The organism is Streptomyces sp. NPDC001530 (genome assembly GCF_042894545.1).
In the GTDB taxonomy this organism is placed as follows: Bacteria; Actinomycetota; Actinomycetes; order Streptomycetales; family Streptomycetaceae; genus Streptomyces.
This window is the reverse complement of record NZ_JBIAVS010000001.1, coordinates 115,235-132,279: the sequence shown is the minus strand read 5'-3', so window position 1 is coordinate 132,279 and position 17,045 is coordinate 115,235. Positions and strand designations below refer to the sequence as shown.

Sequence of the window (17,045 nt, the reverse complement as noted above, 5' to 3'; positions counted from 1 at the left end):
CGCACCCCGGGTCGATGATGCCAACCGGCGACGCAACCCGGTTCGATCATGCGAGGAGCGGTCGTGCGTGACATCGCCGTGTTCAGCGGTAGTGCCCATCCCGAGCTGGCGGCCGAGGTCTGCGCGCACCTCGGTGTGCCCCTCAGCCCGACCCGTGTCAGCCGGTTCGCCAACGACTGCCTGGAGGTGCAGCTCCAGGCCAACTGTCGCGAGCGCGATGTCTTCCTGATTCAGCCGCTGGTCACGCCGGTGCAGGAGCACCTCGTCGAGCTGCTGATGATGTGCGACGCGGCACGCGGGGCGTCCGCTGGGCGGATCACCGTGGTCATGCCGCACTACTCGTACGCCCGCTCGGACAAGAAGGACATGCCGCGGATCTCCATGGGCGGGCGGCTGGTGGCGGACCTGCTGGTGGCCGCCGGGGCGAGCCGGGTCCTCGCGATGACGCTGCACTCGCCGCAGGTGCATGGCTTCTTCTCGGTGCCGGTGGACCATCTGCACGCCCTGCGGGAGCTGGCCGCGCACTTCCGCGGCTACGACCTGTCGCGTACGACGGTGGTGTCGCCGGACCTGGGCAACGCCAAGGAGGCGGCGGCGTTCGCGCGGCTGATCGGGGCGCAGGTGGCCGCCGGTGCCAAGCAGCGGTTCGCCGACGACCGGGTGAGCATCAGCTCCGTCATCGGTGAGGTCGCCGACCGGGACGTCATCGTGCTGGACGACGAGATCGCCAAGGGCAGCACGGTCCTCGAACTCCTGGAGCGGCTGCGGGAGTTGGGGCCACGGTCGATCCGGGTCGCCTGCACCCACGGCCTGTTCGCCGCCGGCGCGCTCAAGCGGCTCAGCGAGCAGCCCGACATCCTGGAGATCGTGTGCACGAACACCGTGCCGGTCCCGGTCGAGGAGCACACGGAGAAGCTGCGCATCCTGTCCATCGCCCCGGCGCTCGCCGAGGCGGTGCGGCGCATTCACAACGGTGAGTCCGTCAGCGCCCTGTTCGACGCGCCCCAGAGCGAATAGACAGGAAGGAGCGGAACTTCCTGCCCGTTCGCTCGGCGAGGGAGGCGGCGGGGCGCGCACCGAGAAGGCGGTGCGGCGCCCGGCCGGCAGGCCGCGAAGCAACGCTCGGCGTCACCCAGGTGATCAGGAGGGCTTGCAGTGGCGAAGGCGAAATTCGAGCGGACCAAGCCGCACGTCAACATCGGCACCATCGGTCACATCGACCACGGCAAGACGACGCTGACGGCGGCCATGACCAAGGTGTTGCACGACCAGTTCCCCGACCTGAACCCCTACACGCCGTTCGACCAGATCGACAAGGCCCCCGAGGAACGCCAGCGCGGCATCACCATCTCGATCGCCCATGTCGAGTACCAGACCGAGAACCGGCACTACGCGCACGTCGACTGCCCGGGGCACGCGGACTACATCAAGAACATGATCACCGGCGCCGCGCAGATGGACGGCGCGATCCTGGTCGTGGCGGCGACCGACGGACCGATGCCGCAGACCAAGGAGCACGTCCTGCTGGCCCGGCAGGTCGGCGTCCCGTACATCGTCGTCGCTCTCAACAAGACGGACATGGTGGACGACGAGGAGATCCTGGAACTCGTCGAGCTCGAAGTGCGCGAGCTGCTCACCGAGTACGAGTTCCCGGGCGACGACGTCCCGGTCGTGCAGGTCTCCGCGCTCAGGGCCCTCGAAGGCGACCCCAAGTGGAGTGCGTCCATCCTCGAACTCCTCGCGGCGATCGACGAGTTCGTGCCCGAGCCGGTCCGCGATGTCGACCGGCCGTTCCTGATGCCCATCGAGGACGTCTTCACCATCACGGGCCGCGGAACGGTCGTCACCGGCCGCATCGAGCGCGGTGTGCTGAGGGTCAACAGCGAGGTCGAGATCATCGGCATCCACCAGCAGAAGACGAGGACCACGGTCACCGGCGTCGAGATGTTCCGCAAACTCCTCGACGAGGGCCGGGCGGGGGAGAACGTCGGACTGCTGCTGCGGGGTGTGAAGCGCGAGGACGTGGAGCGCGGGCAGGTCGTCATCAAGCCGGGCTCGGTCACCCCGCACACGGAGTTCGAGGCGCGCGCGTACATCCTGTCCAAGGACGAGGGCGGCCGGCACACGCCGTTCTTCGACAACTACCGGCCGCAGTTCTACTTCCGTACGACGGACGTGACCGGAGTCGTGACCCTCCCCAAGGGCACGGAGATGGTCATGCCGGGCGACAACACCACCATGCAGGTGCAGTTGATCCAGCCCATCGCCATGGAGGAGGGGCTGAAGTTCGCCATCCGCGAGGGCGGCAGGACGGTCGGCGCGGGGCAGGTCACCAAGATCCGGAAGTAGCCACCGGGAGCCGGGGGCCGGGGGCGGTCACACGGAACCCGACGTGGCCTCGGGCCGGGCCAGCGCCTCGTCCAGCGACGCCGAGGGCGGCAGCAGGCGCGCGAGGCCGGTCACCCGCAGAATGCGCAGCGTCAGCGGCTGGGTGCAGACGAGGTGCAGCCGTCCGCCCCGGGCGAGGACACGGCGTCTGGCCCGGTACAGCAGACGCAGCCCCGAGCAGTCGAAGAAGTCGACGGGCCGCAGGTCGATCACGACCTGCGGTGCCGCACCACCGGTCGCCGAGTCCAGGAACGGGGTGATCTCCATGGCCGCGAGGATGTCGATCTCCCCGTGGAACTCCAGCACCAGATGACCGCGGTCCGGGCGGATACGCAGATGCCGGGTGGGCGGTGCGGGGTCGTGCGACACGAAGACATCACCTCCAACCGGCAGCTACCTGCTCCCGAGGGCAGGGGCCAGGGTCACCGGGGGCCGGGGCGAGGACGTCCAACGAGCGTAGACACGCCACGGGGGCACCGGTGGTTGCAAAACCGTTCCTTGCTCTGCAAGTTACCCTCGATGGAGTGAATTCCAGCATGTTCGATTGACATATGTCTTCGATTTGCGCGGCGCGTTGCCCCCTGAGGTGCGGGCCGACGTCCTGTGGGGTGCGCGGTCGGCGTTACGACAGTGCGTGCCAGGCCTTGGACAGTGCCTGACGGAACTGGTCGGTCTGGTGGGATGTGAGGTCCCGGACCATGCGCTCCTCCAGCTCCCGCACCGCCCCCGCGAACCGCGCGAGCAGCTCCCGCCCCTCGTCGGTCAGCAGGATCAGCAGCTCGCGCCGGTTGCGCGGATTGCGCTCGCGGCGCACCAGCCCGCGGCTCTCCAGTGAGCGCACCAGATCGGCCATGGACTGCGCCGTCACGAACGAGTCGCGCGCCAGCTGTGCCGCCGACAGGCCGTCGTGCCGCTCCAGAACGGTGAGCGAGGTGTACTGCAATGCGGTGATTCCGGCCGGTTTAACCAGTTCGTCAAGGTGTGAGCGCACCACCAGCTCCACCTGCTTGACCATGTAGAGCAGGGAGGGGGGTGCCTTCGTTGCCTGGGTGCCGACCATGGGTTCAGCCTAAGGCATTGACAGGAAACCTGTCTGTAATGAGACTGCGAACCAACAGGAATCCTGTTGGTTGAAATCTTGGCGATCAAGGCTGGGGAGTGGGCAATGACGACCACCTTCGAGAGTGGGCCCGGGCAGCTGTTCATCGGCGGACAGTGGCGCGAGGCGGCCGACGGAGCGCGTACGGACGTGATCGATCCGTCCACGGGCCAGGTGGTCACGACCGTCGCGGAGGCGGGCGCGGCCGATGTGGACGCGGCCGTACGCGCCGCACGCGAGGCCTTCGACCACGGCCCGTGGGCCGCGATGAGCGGCCGTGAGCGCGGCCGGGTGCTGCACCGTGTCTCCGAGCTCATCCGCGAGAACGCCGACGAGCTCGCCGCTTTGGAGAGCCTCGACGTCGGCAAGCCCATCTCCCTGTGCCGCCCCGTGGACGTGCTCACCGCCGCGGACGAGTACGAGTACTGCGCCGCCCTCGCCCAGACCCTGGACGGCGCCACCCGCGACACCCCGCTCAACGCCTTCGCGTACACGCGCCGCGGCCCGCTCGGCGTGGTCGCCGCGATCACGCCCTTCAACTTCCCGCTGATCCTCTCCAGTTCGAAGCTCGCCCCGGCACTCGCGGCCGGCAACGTCGTGGTGCACAAGCCCGCCGACGAGACCCCGCTGAGCGCCCTGTACATGGCCCGCCTGCTCCAGGAGGCCGGTGTCCCGGACGGCGTCGTGAATGTCGTCACCGGCAGCGGACCGGTCGCGGGCGAGGCGCTACTGCGCAACCCCGGCATCGACAAGGTCGCCTTCACCGGGTCCACCGCGGTCGGTCGGCACGCCGCGAGCGTCGCCGGCGAGGCGCTCAAGCCCGTCACCATGGAGCTCGGCGGCAACGCGGCCCACCTCGTCTTCGCGGACGCCGACCTGGAGAAGGCGGTCGGCGCGGTCATCAAGGGATTCGTCTTCAACACTGGACAGTTCTGCATGGGCGGGCCGCGTCTGCTGGTGGAGCGCTCCGTGTACAGCACCCTGCTGGGCATCCTCGCCGACGCCGTCCCCGGGGTGCCGGTCGGCGACCCCCGGGCCCCTGAGACCGTCGTCGGGCCGATGGCGGGGGACAAGCACCTGAAGAAGGTGGAGGAGTACGTCGCCCTGGCCCGCAAGGAGGGCGGCCGCATCGTCTGCGGCGGTGAGCGGCTCGACCTGAACGGCGGCTACTACTACAAGCCCACCGTGATCGCCGACCTCGCGGCCGACTCCCGCGTCGTCCAGGAGGAGATCTTCGGCCCGGTCCTCACCGTGCAGGCCTTCGACTCCGAAGACGAGGCCGTCGAGCTCGCCAACTCCACGCCGTACGGCCTGGCTTCGGGCATCCAGACCACCAACCTCACCCGCGCCCACCGCGTCGCCGACCGGCTCCAGGCGGGCATCGTCTGGATCAACGACTGGGCGATGCTCGACCCCGCGGTCCCCTTCGGCGGTGTCAAGGACTCCGGCTTCGGCCGGGAGTACGGGCCCGAGGCGCTCGCCGCCTACACCAAGGTCAAGTCCGTCGTCGTCTCGCTCGACTGAGCGCCCCCGAAGCTGTCGCAGTCGGCACAGTCTCTGCAGTCCCCGCAAAGGAGTTCATGCGATGCCCACCACTACTCGCGCCGCCGTGGTCGAATCGGGCGGGGCGCCGTTCACCCTCTCCGACGTCGTGCTCGACGAGCCGGGCCCGAACGAGGCGCTCGTCCGCATGGTGGCGACCGGCCTGTGCCACACCGACCTGGGAGTGGCGAGCGGCGGACTGCCCTTCCCCCTTCCCGGAGTTCTGGGCCACGAGGGGGCAGGCGTCGTCGAGGCCGTCGGCTCGGCGGTCACCGGTGTCGCGCCGGGCGACCACGTCGTGCTGTCCTTCACGTCCTGCGGTGACTGCCGCAACTGCCGGGGCGGGCACCCGGCGTACTGCGCGACCTGGCTGCCCCTGAACCTCATCGGTGGCCGCCGGGCCGACGGCACCAGCACGATCAGCCGGGACGGAGAACCGCTCGGCGGCCACTTCTTCGGCCAGTCCTCCTTCGCCGAACGGGCGCTGGTGGACGAGCGCAGCCTCGTCAAGGTCGACCGGGACGTACCGCTGGAGTCGATCGCCCCGTTGGGCTGCGGCGTACAGACCGGAGTGGGCGCCGTCTGGAACGTGCTCAAGCCCCAGCTCGGCAGCACCGTCGTCGTCCTCGGCGCCGGAGCCGTGGGCCTGTCCGCGGTGATGGCCGCCGCCCTCACCCCCGCGACGCGGATCATCGCTGTCGACAAGGTCGGCGAACGCCTGTCCCTGGCCAAGGAGTTGGGTGCCACTCACACCATCAACGCAGGCGAGGCCGACCTCGGCGAGACCCTCGCACTGCTGACGGACGGCCAGGGCGCCGACGGCATCGTCGAGACCACCGGCAGTGTCGCCGTGCTCCGCCAGGGCGCCGACGCGCTCGCCGCGCGCGGCACGCTGGTCGTCGTGGGCGCCCCGCCGTTCGGCACCGAAGTCGCCCTGGACGTCAACGGGTTGATCCCCGGCAAGCGGATCGAGGGCCTCACCCTCGGCGACAGCGAGACCCGGACCTTCATCCCCGCCCTGGTCCGGCTGGTCAAGGAGGGACGGCTCCCGTTGCACCGCCTGATCAGCACCTATCCGTTCGCGGACATCGACCAGGCGGTGCGGGACATGGGCGCGGGCAAGACGATCAAGCCCGTGCTGACGTTCTGATCCCGGTCAGTCCATCACCAGGACCAGCTTCCCCGTGGTCCGGCCGGTGTCGCCGAGCGCGTGCGCCTTGGCGGCATCGGCCAGCGGGAAGGTGTCGGCGATCGTGGCGCGCAGCTTGCCCGCCTCGACGAGCTCCGCGATCGCCTTCATGCCGGTGCGGTCGGCGTCGACGAGCATCCTGCCCGCCCGTACGCCGAGCCGCTCGGCCTCCTCGTAGAAGTCCTCCGACCCGACCGGCAGGATCGAGACCACGATCCCGCCCGGACGCAGCACGCGCAGCGAGCGGACGGAGTACTCGCCGCCGATCGTGTCCAGGACGACGTCGACGTCCCGCGCGACCTCGGCGAAGTCCGTCTCCCGGTAGTCGATCGCCTCGTCCACGCCGATCTCGCGCAGGAAGTCGTGCTTGCCCGCGCTCGCGGTACCGATGACGTACGCGCCCCGCGCCTTGGCGATCTGCACGGCCACGTGCCCGACGCCGCCGGCCGCCGCGTGGATCAGTACCCGCTGCCCCGGCCGCACGTCCGCCGTCTCGACCAGGGCCTGCCACGCGGTCAGGGAGACCAGCGGAAGCGCGCCCGCCTGGATGTGGTCGATCCCGGCCGGCTTGTGGGTGAAGGCGCGGGCCGGGCCGGTGACGTACTCGGCGTGCGAGCCGTGGCCGAACGGGTAGGGCAGCATGCCGAAGACCTCGTCGCCGGGCTTGAAGTGGGCGACGCCGATGCCCGCCGCCTCGACCACGCCGGAGACGTCCCAGCCGAGGACGAACGGCGGCTCGCCGAGGAAGCCGCCGGTCTCCCGGTGCTTCCAGTCGGTCGGGTTGACGCCGGCCGCGCGCACCCGGACCAGCACCTCGTTGGGGCGCGGCGCGGGCCGCTCCAGCTGCACTTCCTTGAGTACCTCGGGACCGCCGAGGACGTCCTGACTGATGGCTCGCATGGTGTTCACAGTGCTCATGGTGAACCAGCGTGCCCGGGTGGAGCCGACAAGAAAATGGCATGATTGCCAACCTTCGATAGGATCGTGCCATGCATCCCGTGGAGCGAGTGGTCATCCTGGCGCTGGATGGCGTCTACCCCTTCGAACTGGGCATCCCCAGCCGGATCTTCGGCGCGGCGGACGGCCGGTACGAGGTGGTGACCTGCACCGTCGACGGAGAGCCGGTCCGCACCAACGCCGATTTCTCGGTCACCGTCGACCACGGCCCCGAGGCCCTGCGCACGGCGGACACGGTGGTGATCCCCGCCATCACCCCGGCGAGCGTCACCGCGCACCTCCCCGACGAGGTGGCCGCCGCGCTCGCGCTCATCCGGCCCGGCGCCCGGATCGTCTCCATCTGCACGGGCGCGTTCGTCCTGGCCGCGGCGGGTCTGCTGGACGGGCGGCGGGCGACCACGCACTGGCAGCTGGCCGACCAGTTCCGGCGCATGTTCCCGCAGGTGTCCCTGGATCCGGACGTGCTCTTCGTCGACGACGACCCGATCCTCACCTCGGCGGGCGCCGCGTCCGGAATCGACGTCTGCCTGCACATCCTTCGCAAGGACCACGGCAGCGAGCTGGCCAACAAGGTGGCCCGGCGCTGTGTGGTCCCGCCCCTGCGGGAGGGCGGCCAGGCCCAGTACATCGAGCAGCCCGTCCCGGAGACGGCGGCGACGAGCACGGCCGCCACGCGCGCATGGGCCCTGGAGCGCCTCGGCGACCCGCTGACACTGACCGATCTCGCGGGCCACGCCCGGATGAGCCTGCGCACCTTCGCCCGCCGGTTCAACGACGAGGTGGGCGTGAGCCCCGGCCGCTGGCTGATCCAGCAGCGGGTCTGCCGGGCCCGCCATCTGCTGGAGGCCAGCGACCTGTCGGTGGACCAGATCGCCGGCGAGGTCGGCTTCGCGACCGGCACCTCGCTGCGCCAGCATCTGCACGCGGCGATCGGCGTGTCGCCGCAGGCGTACCGGCGTACGTTCCAGGCGACCCGCTAGATACCGAACGATCACCGTCACTCGTGCGTCGAAGGAGGGCTAACACAAGTCGGCGAACAGGGGTTGGTATGCGCAGGGGGATCTTGGCGACGGTGGTGCTGATCGGTCTGACGGCCGTGGCGTGCGACGACGGGATGCGCGACGACCTCGTGGTCACCGGCACGCCCCCGGCCGCGCCGTACGCCGGGCCGCTGGACGTGCCGTTCAAGGAGAGCGCCGACGGCAGCCCCCGAGAGGCCGAGGAGAGTTCGGGCGCGGCGGGCCGGGCGCTGGAGTGCGACGGCGAGATCTACATGGGCAGCGGGGGCGAGACGTGGACCAAGGGCGACGGCGGCTCGACGCCGGAGGAGGGCCTGAACGCGTACTTCGACATGGAACAGCCCGACGTGCCCGACCACGGCTACCGCGTGGAGCGCAAGGAAGGGGCCCGCGTCCTGTTCTCGTACGACGTCAAGGGCAGGACCAAGGTCGCCGTCGTCGTCGCCAAGGACCAGCCGCACCGGCCCGGTTGGGGACCGGAGACCAGTGCTTCCTGCGACCCCGCCGAACTCCCGCCGAGCTTCACCGACTCGAAGTCGCTCGAGATCTGGACCGATCGGAGCGGCCATCGCGTGCCCACCACCGAGGTGAGCAGCTCCGTCGGCCCGGAGCACTGCGACTGGGACAGCGCGCACTTCCTTGCGCTGGGCACGGGCAAGGAGGCCAGGCAGTACGCGCGCGATCCGCGCGGGGTGCTCGGGAGGGAGCTGCTCACCGCCGAGTACGACGGAGACGTCCGCATGCCCGCCGGCGCACGCGACACCGGATACCGCTTCAACGACTGGGAACTGTGGCTGACATCCGACAGGGCAAAGGCGTACATCCGCACCTCCGACGGGGTGGAGGCATGGCCCGCGGCGAAGGAACGGGTGGCCTGCAGGTGACCCGTCACCGGCTCCGGTGCAGGGCGACCAGCAACTGCCAGACCTGATGGGCGATGTCCTGCGGCGTGCCCTCCAGCAGTCCGTGCAGCCAGTCGGCGAGGACCCCCGCGAAGGTGGCGGCGACCGCGGAGGCGACGAGCGGGGCGTCCGGGGCGCCCACGAGGGTGCGCTCGGCCAGGCTGCGGGCGCGCAGGTCCCGGTGCAGCACGAGGCCGAGCGGGCCACCGCCGCCGGGGCTGAGGAGTGCGCGGTAGAGGGCGGCGTGCGGGGCCAGTTCGGCGAAGAACGTGAGGAGCGCGGGGGGCGCGGACACCGGGTCGGGCCGCCCCCGCCACGCGTGCAGCGCCTCCACGGCGTCCCGTACGACATCCGCGCAGGCGTCGACGGCCAGCGCCTCCAGGTCGGCGTAGTGCACATAGAACGTGGCCCGGCCGACGCCCGCCTGCCGCACCAGCGCGGCGACGCCGACCTCTTCCAACGGGCGCTCGGCGCACTCCTCCAGCAGCGCCTGGCGCAGCCTCGCGCGGGTCCGGGCGGCCCGCGGGTCCTCGGGCGTCACCGCGCGAGGAGGACGGCGGCCAGGGCGAGCGCGCCGGGCAGGGCCTGCGCGAAGAGGATGCGGCGGTTGGCGGTGACGGCTCCGTAGACACCCGCGATCACCACGCACACCAGGAAGAAGACCTGCACACGGAAGCCGGTCGGATCCGCGGCGATCAGACCCCACACCAGGCCTGCCGCCAGAAACCCGTTGTAGAGCCCCTGGTTGGCGGCCATCGGCGCGGTTGCCCGGGCCATCTCCGGGTCGAACCCGTGCAGCCCCCGCCCTGGCTTCTTCTCCCACAGGAACATCTCCATCACCAGGATGTACGCGTGCAGCGCGGCCACCAGGCCCACCAGCACGTTCGCGACCGTCTCCATCGTCAGCAAGCTCCGTCGTACGCAGTTATTTCTTGGACAGGTGTCCACTATAGCTGGACACCTGTCCAAGAAGTGCCTCAGGCCTTGGCTGAGATCCCGGGGCCGCCTTCGGCGCGCACTGTTGGTGAGTAATTGCAAAATTCCAGGACATACAAGTAAATTTCCAGCCACCGCTTCGAGAGGTCACCGGCAGACGGGGGCAAAGGATGAGCACGGGCGACCGCGTCGCGGTGACGACCGGGATCGCACGACTACACGCGTCGACCGGACTTGCCGGGCCCGGCCGGCTCGGGCTGGTGACCAACCACACCGGCGTCCTCCCCGACCTGCGCCCGGCCGCGCCCGCGCTGCTCGAGGCCGGCGCGCGGCTGGTCGCCCTGTTCGGTCCCGAGCACGGGCTGCACGGTACCGGCCAGGCCGGCGAGAGCGAGGCCGCTCAGGCGGACCCCACCACCGGCCTGCCGGTCCACGACACATACCGGTGCGACGGCGAGCACCTCGACAAACTGCTGCTCGGCAGCGGCGTCGACGCACTGGTGTACGACCTGCAGGACATCGGGGCCAGGTTCTACACCTACGTGTGGACCATGTTCGACCTGATGGTCTCGGCGGCCCGTACGGGCGTACGGTTCGTGGTCGCCGACCGGCCGAATCCCCTCGGTGGACTCGTCAGCGAGGGCCCGCTGCTCGACCCGGCGTGGGCCAGCTTCGTCGGGCGCGCCCCGATACCCGTCCGCCACGGCCTCACCTGCGGCGAACTCGCCCGGCATCTCAACGCCTCGATGGTGCCCCAAGTGGCGGGCAGAGCCGCTGACTTGACGGTGATCGAGGCTGTCGGCTGGCAGCGCGCCATGGACGCGGAGGCCACCGGCCTGCCGTGGGTCGCGCCCTCGCCGAACATTCCGACGCCCGCCACTGCCACCGTCTACCCCGGCACCTGCCTGTTCGAGGGGACGAATCTCTCAGAGGGCCGAGGCACCACGCAGCCCTTCGAGATCGTCGGGGCCCCGTACATCGACGCGCGGTTCGCGCCCTCGCTCGCCGAACTCGCCCTGCCGGGAGTGCACTTCCGTGATCTGCGGTACGTACCGACCTTCCACAAACACGCCGGACAACCGCTACGCGGGGTCCAGCTCCACATCACCGACCGCGAGGCGTTCGCTCCCGTGCGTACCGCCGTCGCGATGCTCGCCACGCTGCGGCGGCTGTACCCGGACAACTTCGCCTGGCGCACCGCGGACGGCGGCGTGGAGGGGAGCGCCCACCGTCACTTCATCGACCTGCTGTGGGGGTCCGACCGGCTGCGGCGCGCCGTCGACGCGGGCGACGACCCGCTGCCGCTGTGCGATCCGCCGGCGCCGCCCAGCCGGTGGGCCGGCGACGACGTGCTGCTCTACCCCTGAGACCTCCTGCCCCAACGCCGCGCACAGCCCCGTCGCCCAACTCGCCCTCGTGGACCGCGTCCTGATCGCCGTGGCGCAGCGCACCCCGCACCAGACCGAGTCAGCGCCGCGGGCGACGTTCGACGCCGTCCGCGACCTGCGTATGGAAGGACAACCCCGTCGATGACCGATCGCACGACGACATCCCGGGCCGAGATTCGTGGCTTTCGCGCGGGCGACGGCCCGCAGTTGGTGGAGGCGTGGCGCCGGAGTGCGCCGGCCGACCCCATCACCCCGGACCGCTTCCGCTCCCTGGTGCTGCTCGACGCCAACTTCGATCCGGAGGGGCTTCGGGTCGCCGTCGACGGCGACCGAGTCGTCGGCGCGGCCTACGCGGTGCGCCGTCTGACGCCGATGGCCGGCACCGACCTGGAGCCGGAGCAGGGCTGGATCCCGTTCTTCTTCGTCGACCCGGCCGCCCGCGGGCGCGGCCTCGGCCGCCGGCTGCTCACCGACGCCCTCGACTTGCTGCACCGCCACGGCCGCACCCGGGTGGACTTCTCCTCGTACACCCCGAACTACGTCCTCCCCGGCCTGGACGCCGAGGCGTACCCGGAAGCGGCCGGGCTCCTTGAGTCCCTGGGCTTTCGCACTCTGTACGAGGCGGCGGCGATGGACCGCGGCCTGGTCGGCTATCGCATCCCCGAGGACGTCGCGTGCCGCTTGGACGAACTCACGGCGCAGGGCTACCGGTTCGCCACCCCGTGCGACGACGACCTGGTGGACCTGTTCGCGCTCGCCGGGAACCACTTCGGCCCGGACTGGGCGTGCACGATCCGGGAGTGTCTGGCCGCGGGCACGCCGCTCGACCGGATCGTCGTCGCCCGGGACCCTTCGGGCCGCCTGGTCGGCTGGGCGATGCACGGCACGTTCGATTCGGTGGACGAACGGTTCGGGCCGTTCGGCGTGCTGGAGGAGATGCGCGGCACCGGACTCGGCAAGGTCCTGCTCCATCTGGTCCTGGAGCGGATGCGGGCGCGCCGTGCGCACTCCGCGTGGTTCCTGTGGACCGGCGAGCAGTCCCCGGCGGGCCACCTGTACCGCAAGACCGGTTTCACCACGACCAGGGTGTTCCGCGTGATGCGCCGGGAGGCCGCCCGATGACGCCGTCACGCCGCACCGGCGGCCTGAGCCGCCGTCACTTCGCGCTCGCGCTCCCCTCGGCGCTGCTCGCCTCCGGATGTGCCGCGCCGCACCAGGGCACCGGGCGGCCCGGGGATCCGATCGTCCTCACCCTGCTCTCCCACTACGCGAGCGGGGAGCTCAAGGAGGCCCTGCAGGGCCCGGTCGACGAGTGGAACGCCATGCACGACCGGGTCAAGGTGCGGACGAAGGCTGTCGAGTTCACGGACCTGCTGACCACGTTCATGGTCCGGCAGGCCGCGGGCCAGGGCGCCGACATCATCCAGCCGTACTGCCTATGGAACGGCCAGCTCGTCCAGGCCGGCGTCCTGCGGCCCGCTCCGTCCGAGCACGCCGAGGAGATCAGGCGCGGCTACGGCGAGGCCGCGGTCGGCTCCGCGTCGGTGGGGGGCAAGGTCTACGGCTACCCCACCGAGGTGCAGACGTACGCCCTCTACTACAACAGGCGGCTGCTGCGTGAGGCCGGCATCGACGGCCCTCCGCGCACCTGGCGGGAGCTGGAGGAGACGGCCTACCGCACCACGAAGCGGGACCGGTACGGCAACACGCTGGTCCAGGGGTTCGGGCTGTCGACCTTCGACGACTCCACCACCGTCGGCCAGACGCTCGCCCTGCTCAACGCCGCCGGCGGAAGGTTCGTCTCCGCGAACGGCAAGCGCACCGCCATCGATTCGCCGGCCGGCCGGGCCGTGCTCGATCTGGAGCACCGCTTCGTGGCCAAGGGCGCGAGCGACCCCGGCGTCAACGTCTACAAGGCGTTCGCGTCCGGGCAGGTGGCCATGGTGGTCAGCGCCGGCTGGTGGACCGCGAACCTGAAGGCCCTGATGGGCAAGGACTACGGCGATGTCGGCGTCGCGCCCGTGCCCGTCCCCGAGGCGGACGACAAGCGCGCCACGCTTTCCACCGGCTTCATGCTGGGGGTCAACGCGGCCAGTGAGCACCCGCGCGAGGCCTGGGAGTTCCTGCGCTGGCTCAACACCGAGAAGGTGAGCGCGAAGAGCGCCAAGAAGGGCGCGACAGCGACCCGGATGAGCTCCCTGCAAGTGTCGGTCGGCTCCCTGACCGGCCGCGCCGACGACATGCGGACGCTCCTGGGCGAGGGCAGCGATCCGAACCTGCGCCCGTTCCTGGACGCGCTGGCGTACGCGGTGCCGGAGCCCAACGTACCGGGCGCGCAGCGGGCCAAGTCGCTGCTGCGCAAGAACATCGAGGCGTTGTGGACCGGTCAGCAGTCGGTCGACGAGGCACTGCGCACCACCCGCCGTCAGGTCGATCAGGAGGTGTCGCGCTCATGGTGAACACCCTGGCGCCGGAGACGACCGAGCGAGCGCACAGGCCGCGGTCCGTCGCGCCCGCCGTCGACGGCCGCGGCTGGCCCCGGCGCCGCCAGGCCGTCGTCGCCTATCTCTTCCTGGCACCGACGTTGCTGTTCTTCGCGGTCTTCCTGATCCTGCCGCTCGGCTTCGCGCTGCTGCTGTCGATGTCCCGGTGGGCCGGGTTCGACCTCGGCGACATCGATCCGGTCGGCCTGGACAACTTCACCGGCCTCTTCGCGGACGGATCGACGTTCCTGGCGCCGATCCTCACCAACACGCTGCTGTTCGCCCTGGGCACCGTGGCCCTCGCGCTCGCCGGCTCCGTGCTCGTCGCCACCTGCATCGACAAGCTGCGGTTCCAGGGGCTGTGGCGCACCCTGTACTTCCTGCCGATCGTCACGACCGTCGTCGCCGTCGGCAACGTATGGAAGTACATGTACGAGCCGGGCGGCCTCGTCAACGGCGTCCTCAACGCCCTCGGACTCGGCTCTGTGGCCTTCCTCCAGGACCCGGACACCGCACTGCCCTCGGTCGTGATCGTCCAGGCCTGGGCCTCGGTAGGCTCGGCGATCCTCGTCCTGACCGCCGGGCTGAAGTCCATTCCCGAGTCGTACTACGAGGCCGCCGCGCTCGACGGCGCCGGGCCCGTCACCGTCTTCTGGAGGATCACGGTGCCGCTGCTGCGGCCGTCCCTGCTGTTCGTGTGCATCACCCAGTTCCTCACCGGACTGCAGTCGTTCGCGCTGATCATCGTGATGACCAAGGGCGGGCCGGGTGACGCGACCAACGTGGCCGCGCTGGAGATGTACCGGCAGGCCTTCTCGTACGGCGACTGGGGCACCGCGAGCGCCGCGGCCTTCGTGCTGTTCGTGGTGGTCCTCATGGTCACCCTGGTGCAGTTGTGGTTCTTCCGGCGCAAGGGGGAGGACGTATGATCCGCCGCCGTTTCCCGTGGTTCTCGTATCTGCTGGTCGTGACCGGCGCCGTGCTCATGGTGGTGCCGTTCCTCGACATGGTGATGACGTCCTTCAAGGGGCCCGGCGAGTACGGCACGCTGCCGTACCGGTTCCTGCCGAAGGCGTTCGACCTGTCCAACTACCGGGCGGCGGTCGGCCAGCTCGATCTGCCGGCACTCTTCCGCAACAGCGTCATCGCCACCGCCGTGATCACCGGATCGGTGCTGCTCACCTCGTCCCTCGCCGGCTACGCGCTCGCCAAACTCCGCTTCCCCGGCCGGGACTTCGTCTTCCGCCTCGTGCTGTCGACGATGATGTTCCCCCCGTTCCTCTTCCTCATCCCGCACTTCCTGATCCTGGTGCACTGGCCGCTGGCGGGCGGCAACGACCTGTTCGGGCGCGGCGGCGCGGGCCTGACCGTCAGCATCGCGGCACTCGCCATGCCGTTCCTCGTCAACAGCTTCGGGATCTTCCTGATGCGCCAGTTCATGGTCTCGATCCCGGACGAGGTCCTCGAGGCCGCGCGCATCGACGGGGCCGGCGAGTTCGCCGTGTGGTGGCGGATCGTGCTGCCGCAGACCAAGCCGGTCCTGGTGACGCTCGGGCTGCTGACCTTCGTCGACGCCTGGAACGAGTACATCTGGGCGCTGCTCGTCTCGACCGCCAACCCGGACGTGATGACCCTGCCCGTCGGCATCCAGCTCCTGCAGGACTACGTCGACCCGACCCGCACGATGCCCATCGTCATGGCCGGCCTCGTCCTGAGCATCCTGCCGGTCCTGATCCTCTTCCTGCTGCTGCAGAAGCACTACATCCGCGGCGTCATGCTCAGCGGCCTCAAGTAAAGAGCGAATCCGTGACCGGCACGAGAACGAAGACGATCCTCGCCATCGGCGGCCACATCGGCGACATGGGCCTCACCGCAGGCCCCCTGCCGGCCGAGCACAGCCTCAACGGGCACCGCGGTGTGCTCCTCGCCCTCACACCCGGCGAACGCGGCCACCCGCGCCCGGCACCCGAGGTGTACAAGCTCCAGAAGATTGCCGAGGGCGAGGAGTTCGCCAAGGACATCGGCGCGGAGTTCCGCTGCTTCGACGACCTCTCCGACGGGTTCCTCGGCACCGGCGACGACGTCGCGCTGCGCATCGGCGACGTGATCCGCGCCGTCGGCCCGGACGTCCTCGTCGCCCACTTGCGCCACAGCATTCACAGCAACCACGCCATGCCAGGGCCGCGTACCCCCTGGGACCGATCAAACGTAGCCCGAGCAGTGTGCATCGAAGTGATGCGCCGTCAGTCTCCTTGTCCCGTGCCTGGAGCAGCAGGGACAGCATGTCCCCGGTGTCATGACCCGAGGACCGCAGCTTTTCGACGGCCTCGCAGATGGTGGCGCGCACGGCGGCGCGGGCTGCGTTGAAGCGCCGGCTGGCGGGCAGCGGGAGCCGCTCCACCCAGTCGGGGAGCATGATGCGCGCGCCGACGCCGTTCATCACCACCGACAGGTCGCGGCGCAGCTGCTGGCAGGCGTGCTCGTCGAGGCTGGAGGCGAAGACGGTCGACGCGAGCATGTCGAGGGAGAGCTTGACCATCGCCTCGCGCACGTCGATGGTCTGTCCCGGCGTCCAGCTCGCGACCGTTCCGGTCACCTGCTCGCGCATCAGGTCGACGTACCGGGTGATCTCCGTGCGACGGAAGGCGGGCTGCAACCGGCGTCGCTTGCGGACGCGTTCCGCTCCTGCGGCGGTCACCACGCTGTCGCCGAGCAATTGGCTCATCTTCTCGGAGAAGCGGCCCTTGTCCAGGGTCGGCCCGAGGTCCACCAGCATCGTGCGGATCAGCTCGGGGTCCTTGATGACGATCATCGGCTTGGGGATGCGGATCTCGACCCGTCGCCCATAGCCACGCAGCAGAGGCGATGAAGCCGAGGTTGTCGCGCATAAGGGGGTGCGCGTGACCCAGCAGGGGAAGCGATCCCGCTGCCTTGGGTATGGGGGGAGGCGCGGTGACTGTCACGACGGCTCAGTGGCTCCCTGCGAGGTGATCACGGCGCAGGTAATGACTTCCCTTCCCGCCCCTGGCGTCATACGTGTTGTTGGCCACTTGGTGGCCCGGTGCCGCACGGCACGGGTTGTCGGGTGGACGCGGCGGGTAGCGATGCAGCGTTTTTCCGTCGCTGGAAGGGGAGTTGACGT

At 70.2% G+C, this 17,045-nt stretch carries 17 protein-coding genes and 1 pseudogene; 12 read left to right on the top strand and 6 right to left on the bottom strand.

Annotation, left to right across the window (positions count from 1 at the left end):
• Nucleotides 1-63 precede the first annotated feature (63 nt).
• Together ACFY0T_RS00625 and tuf are read left to right on the top strand one after the other, a co-directional pair.
• On the top strand, nucleotides 64-1,017 hold the full coding sequence (locus ACFY0T_RS00625) for a ribose-phosphate diphosphokinase (protein WP_388863380.1): 954 nt from the start codon (nucleotides 64-66) through the stop codon (nucleotides 1,015-1,017).
• A gap of 138 nt (nucleotides 1,018-1,155) precedes the next feature.
• On the top strand, nucleotides 1,156-2,349 hold the full coding sequence (gene tuf / locus ACFY0T_RS00620; protein WP_388863378.1) for an elongation factor Tu: 1,194 nt from the start codon (nucleotides 1,156-1,158) through the stop codon (nucleotides 2,347-2,349).
• Nucleotides 2,350-2,376: 27 nt separating this feature from the next.
• On the opposite strand, the gene ACFY0T_RS00615 is transcribed toward tuf, so the two are convergent.
• Entirely contained in the window at nucleotides 2,377-2,757 is a 381-nt protein-coding gene (locus tag ACFY0T_RS00615; protein WP_388863376.1) for an anti-sigma factor antagonist, read from the bottom strand.
• A gap of 253 nt (nucleotides 2,758-3,010) precedes the next feature.
• Nucleotides 3,011-3,448 carry a MarR family winged helix-turn-helix transcriptional regulator gene (locus ACFY0T_RS00610; protein WP_388863374.1) on the bottom strand — a complete coding sequence of 146 codons (438 nt, stop codon included), beginning with the start codon at nucleotides 3,446-3,448 and terminating at the stop codon, nucleotides 3,011-3,013.
• 105 nt (nucleotides 3,449-3,553) lie between these two features.
• On the opposite strand from ACFY0T_RS00610, the gene ACFY0T_RS00605 reads away from it, so the two are divergent.
• Both ACFY0T_RS00605 and ACFY0T_RS00600 read left to right on the top strand, forming a co-directional pair.
• Complete coding sequence (locus ACFY0T_RS00605) at nucleotides 3,554-5,011, top strand: aldehyde dehydrogenase family protein (RefSeq protein WP_388863372.1); 1,458 nt, start codon at nucleotides 3,554-3,556, stop codon at nucleotides 5,009-5,011.
• Between the two features lie 61 nt (nucleotides 5,012-5,072).
• Nucleotides 5,073-6,179: an NAD(P)-dependent alcohol dehydrogenase gene (locus ACFY0T_RS00600; protein ID WP_388863370.1), complete on the top strand. Its 1,107-nt coding sequence runs from the start codon at nucleotides 5,073-5,075 to the stop codon at nucleotides 6,177-6,179.
• 6 nt (nucleotides 6,180-6,185) lie between these two features.
• Here ACFY0T_RS00600 and ACFY0T_RS00595 read toward each other — a convergent pair whose 3' ends face one another.
• The gene (locus ACFY0T_RS00595) at nucleotides 6,186-7,136 is read right to left on the bottom strand and encodes an NADP-dependent oxidoreductase (protein WP_388863368.1); all 951 of its coding nucleotides are present in this window, start codon (nucleotides 7,134-7,136) and stop codon (nucleotides 6,186-6,188) included.
• A 71-nt stretch (nucleotides 7,137-7,207) separates the two neighbouring features.
• Here ACFY0T_RS00595 and ACFY0T_RS00590 point away from each other — a divergent pair, with 71 nt between their 5' ends.
• Nucleotides 7,208-8,155 (top strand): GlxA family transcriptional regulator, encoded by a 948-nt coding sequence (locus ACFY0T_RS00590; protein WP_388863366.1) that lies wholly within the window; start codon nucleotides 7,208-7,210, stop codon nucleotides 8,153-8,155.
• A 68-nt stretch (nucleotides 8,156-8,223) separates the two neighbouring features.
• Nucleotides 8,224-9,078, top strand: coding sequence for a hypothetical protein (locus ACFY0T_RS00585; RefSeq protein WP_388863364.1), 855 nt, complete (start codon nucleotides 8,224-8,226; stop codon nucleotides 9,076-9,078).
• A 4-nt stretch (nucleotides 9,079-9,082) separates the two neighbouring features.
• Here ACFY0T_RS00585 and ACFY0T_RS00580 read toward each other — a convergent pair whose 3' ends face one another.
• Together ACFY0T_RS00580 and ACFY0T_RS00575 are read right to left on the bottom strand one after the other, a co-directional pair.
• Nucleotides 9,083-9,637, bottom strand: a complete 555-nt coding sequence (locus ACFY0T_RS00580) for a TetR/AcrR family transcriptional regulator (protein ID WP_388863362.1) — start codon at nucleotides 9,635-9,637, stop codon at nucleotides 9,083-9,085.
• Nucleotides 9,634-9,996, bottom strand: a complete 363-nt coding sequence (locus ACFY0T_RS00575; protein ID WP_388863360.1) for a DUF1304 domain-containing protein — start codon at nucleotides 9,994-9,996, stop codon at nucleotides 9,634-9,636. The genes ACFY0T_RS00580 and ACFY0T_RS00575 overlap by 4 nt, the downstream gene beginning before the upstream one ends.
• A gap of 206 nt (nucleotides 9,997-10,202) precedes the next feature.
• Here ACFY0T_RS00575 and ACFY0T_RS00570 point away from each other — a divergent pair, with 206 nt between their 5' ends.
• The 6 genes from ACFY0T_RS00570 (at nucleotide 10,203) to ACFY0T_RS00545 (ending at nucleotide 16,270) form a co-directional block, all read left to right on the top strand.
• Complete coding sequence (locus ACFY0T_RS00570) at nucleotides 10,203-11,399, top strand: exo-beta-N-acetylmuramidase NamZ domain-containing protein (protein WP_388863359.1); 1,197 nt, start codon at nucleotides 10,203-10,205, stop codon at nucleotides 11,397-11,399.
• Nucleotides 11,400-11,561: 162 nt separating this feature from the next.
• Nucleotides 11,562-12,542: a GNAT family N-acetyltransferase gene (locus tag ACFY0T_RS00565; RefSeq protein ID WP_388863357.1), complete on the top strand. Its 981-nt coding sequence runs from the start codon at nucleotides 11,562-11,564 to the stop codon at nucleotides 12,540-12,542.
• A complete protein-coding gene (locus ACFY0T_RS00560; protein WP_388863355.1) occupies nucleotides 12,539-13,879 on the top strand; it encodes an ABC transporter substrate-binding protein in 1,341 nt (446 codons plus the stop codon). The genes ACFY0T_RS00565 and ACFY0T_RS00560 overlap by 4 nt, the downstream gene beginning before the upstream one ends.
• Complete coding sequence (locus tag ACFY0T_RS00555; protein ID WP_388863353.1) at nucleotides 13,873-14,832, top strand: carbohydrate ABC transporter permease; 960 nt, start codon at nucleotides 13,873-13,875, stop codon at nucleotides 14,830-14,832. Before ACFY0T_RS00560 ends, ACFY0T_RS00555 begins: the two co-directional genes overlap by 7 nt.
• On the top strand, nucleotides 14,829-15,698 hold the full coding sequence (locus tag ACFY0T_RS00550; RefSeq protein WP_388863351.1) for a carbohydrate ABC transporter permease: 870 nt from the start codon (nucleotides 14,829-14,831) through the stop codon (nucleotides 15,696-15,698). Before ACFY0T_RS00555 ends, ACFY0T_RS00550 begins: the two co-directional genes overlap by 4 nt.
• Before the next feature lie 65 nt (nucleotides 15,699-15,763).
• Nucleotides 15,764-16,270, top strand: a complete 507-nt coding sequence (locus ACFY0T_RS00545) for a PIG-L deacetylase family protein (protein WP_388864186.1) — start codon at nucleotides 15,764-15,766, stop codon at nucleotides 16,268-16,270.
• On the opposite strand, the pseudogene ACFY0T_RS00540 reads toward ACFY0T_RS00545, so the two are convergent.
• Nucleotides 16,203-16,679: pseudogene (locus ACFY0T_RS00540) on the bottom strand (cytochrome P450); the annotation flags it as partial. The gene ACFY0T_RS00545 and the pseudogene ACFY0T_RS00540 overlap by 68 nt on opposite strands.
• Between the last annotated feature and the right edge of the window lie 366 nt (nucleotides 16,680-17,045).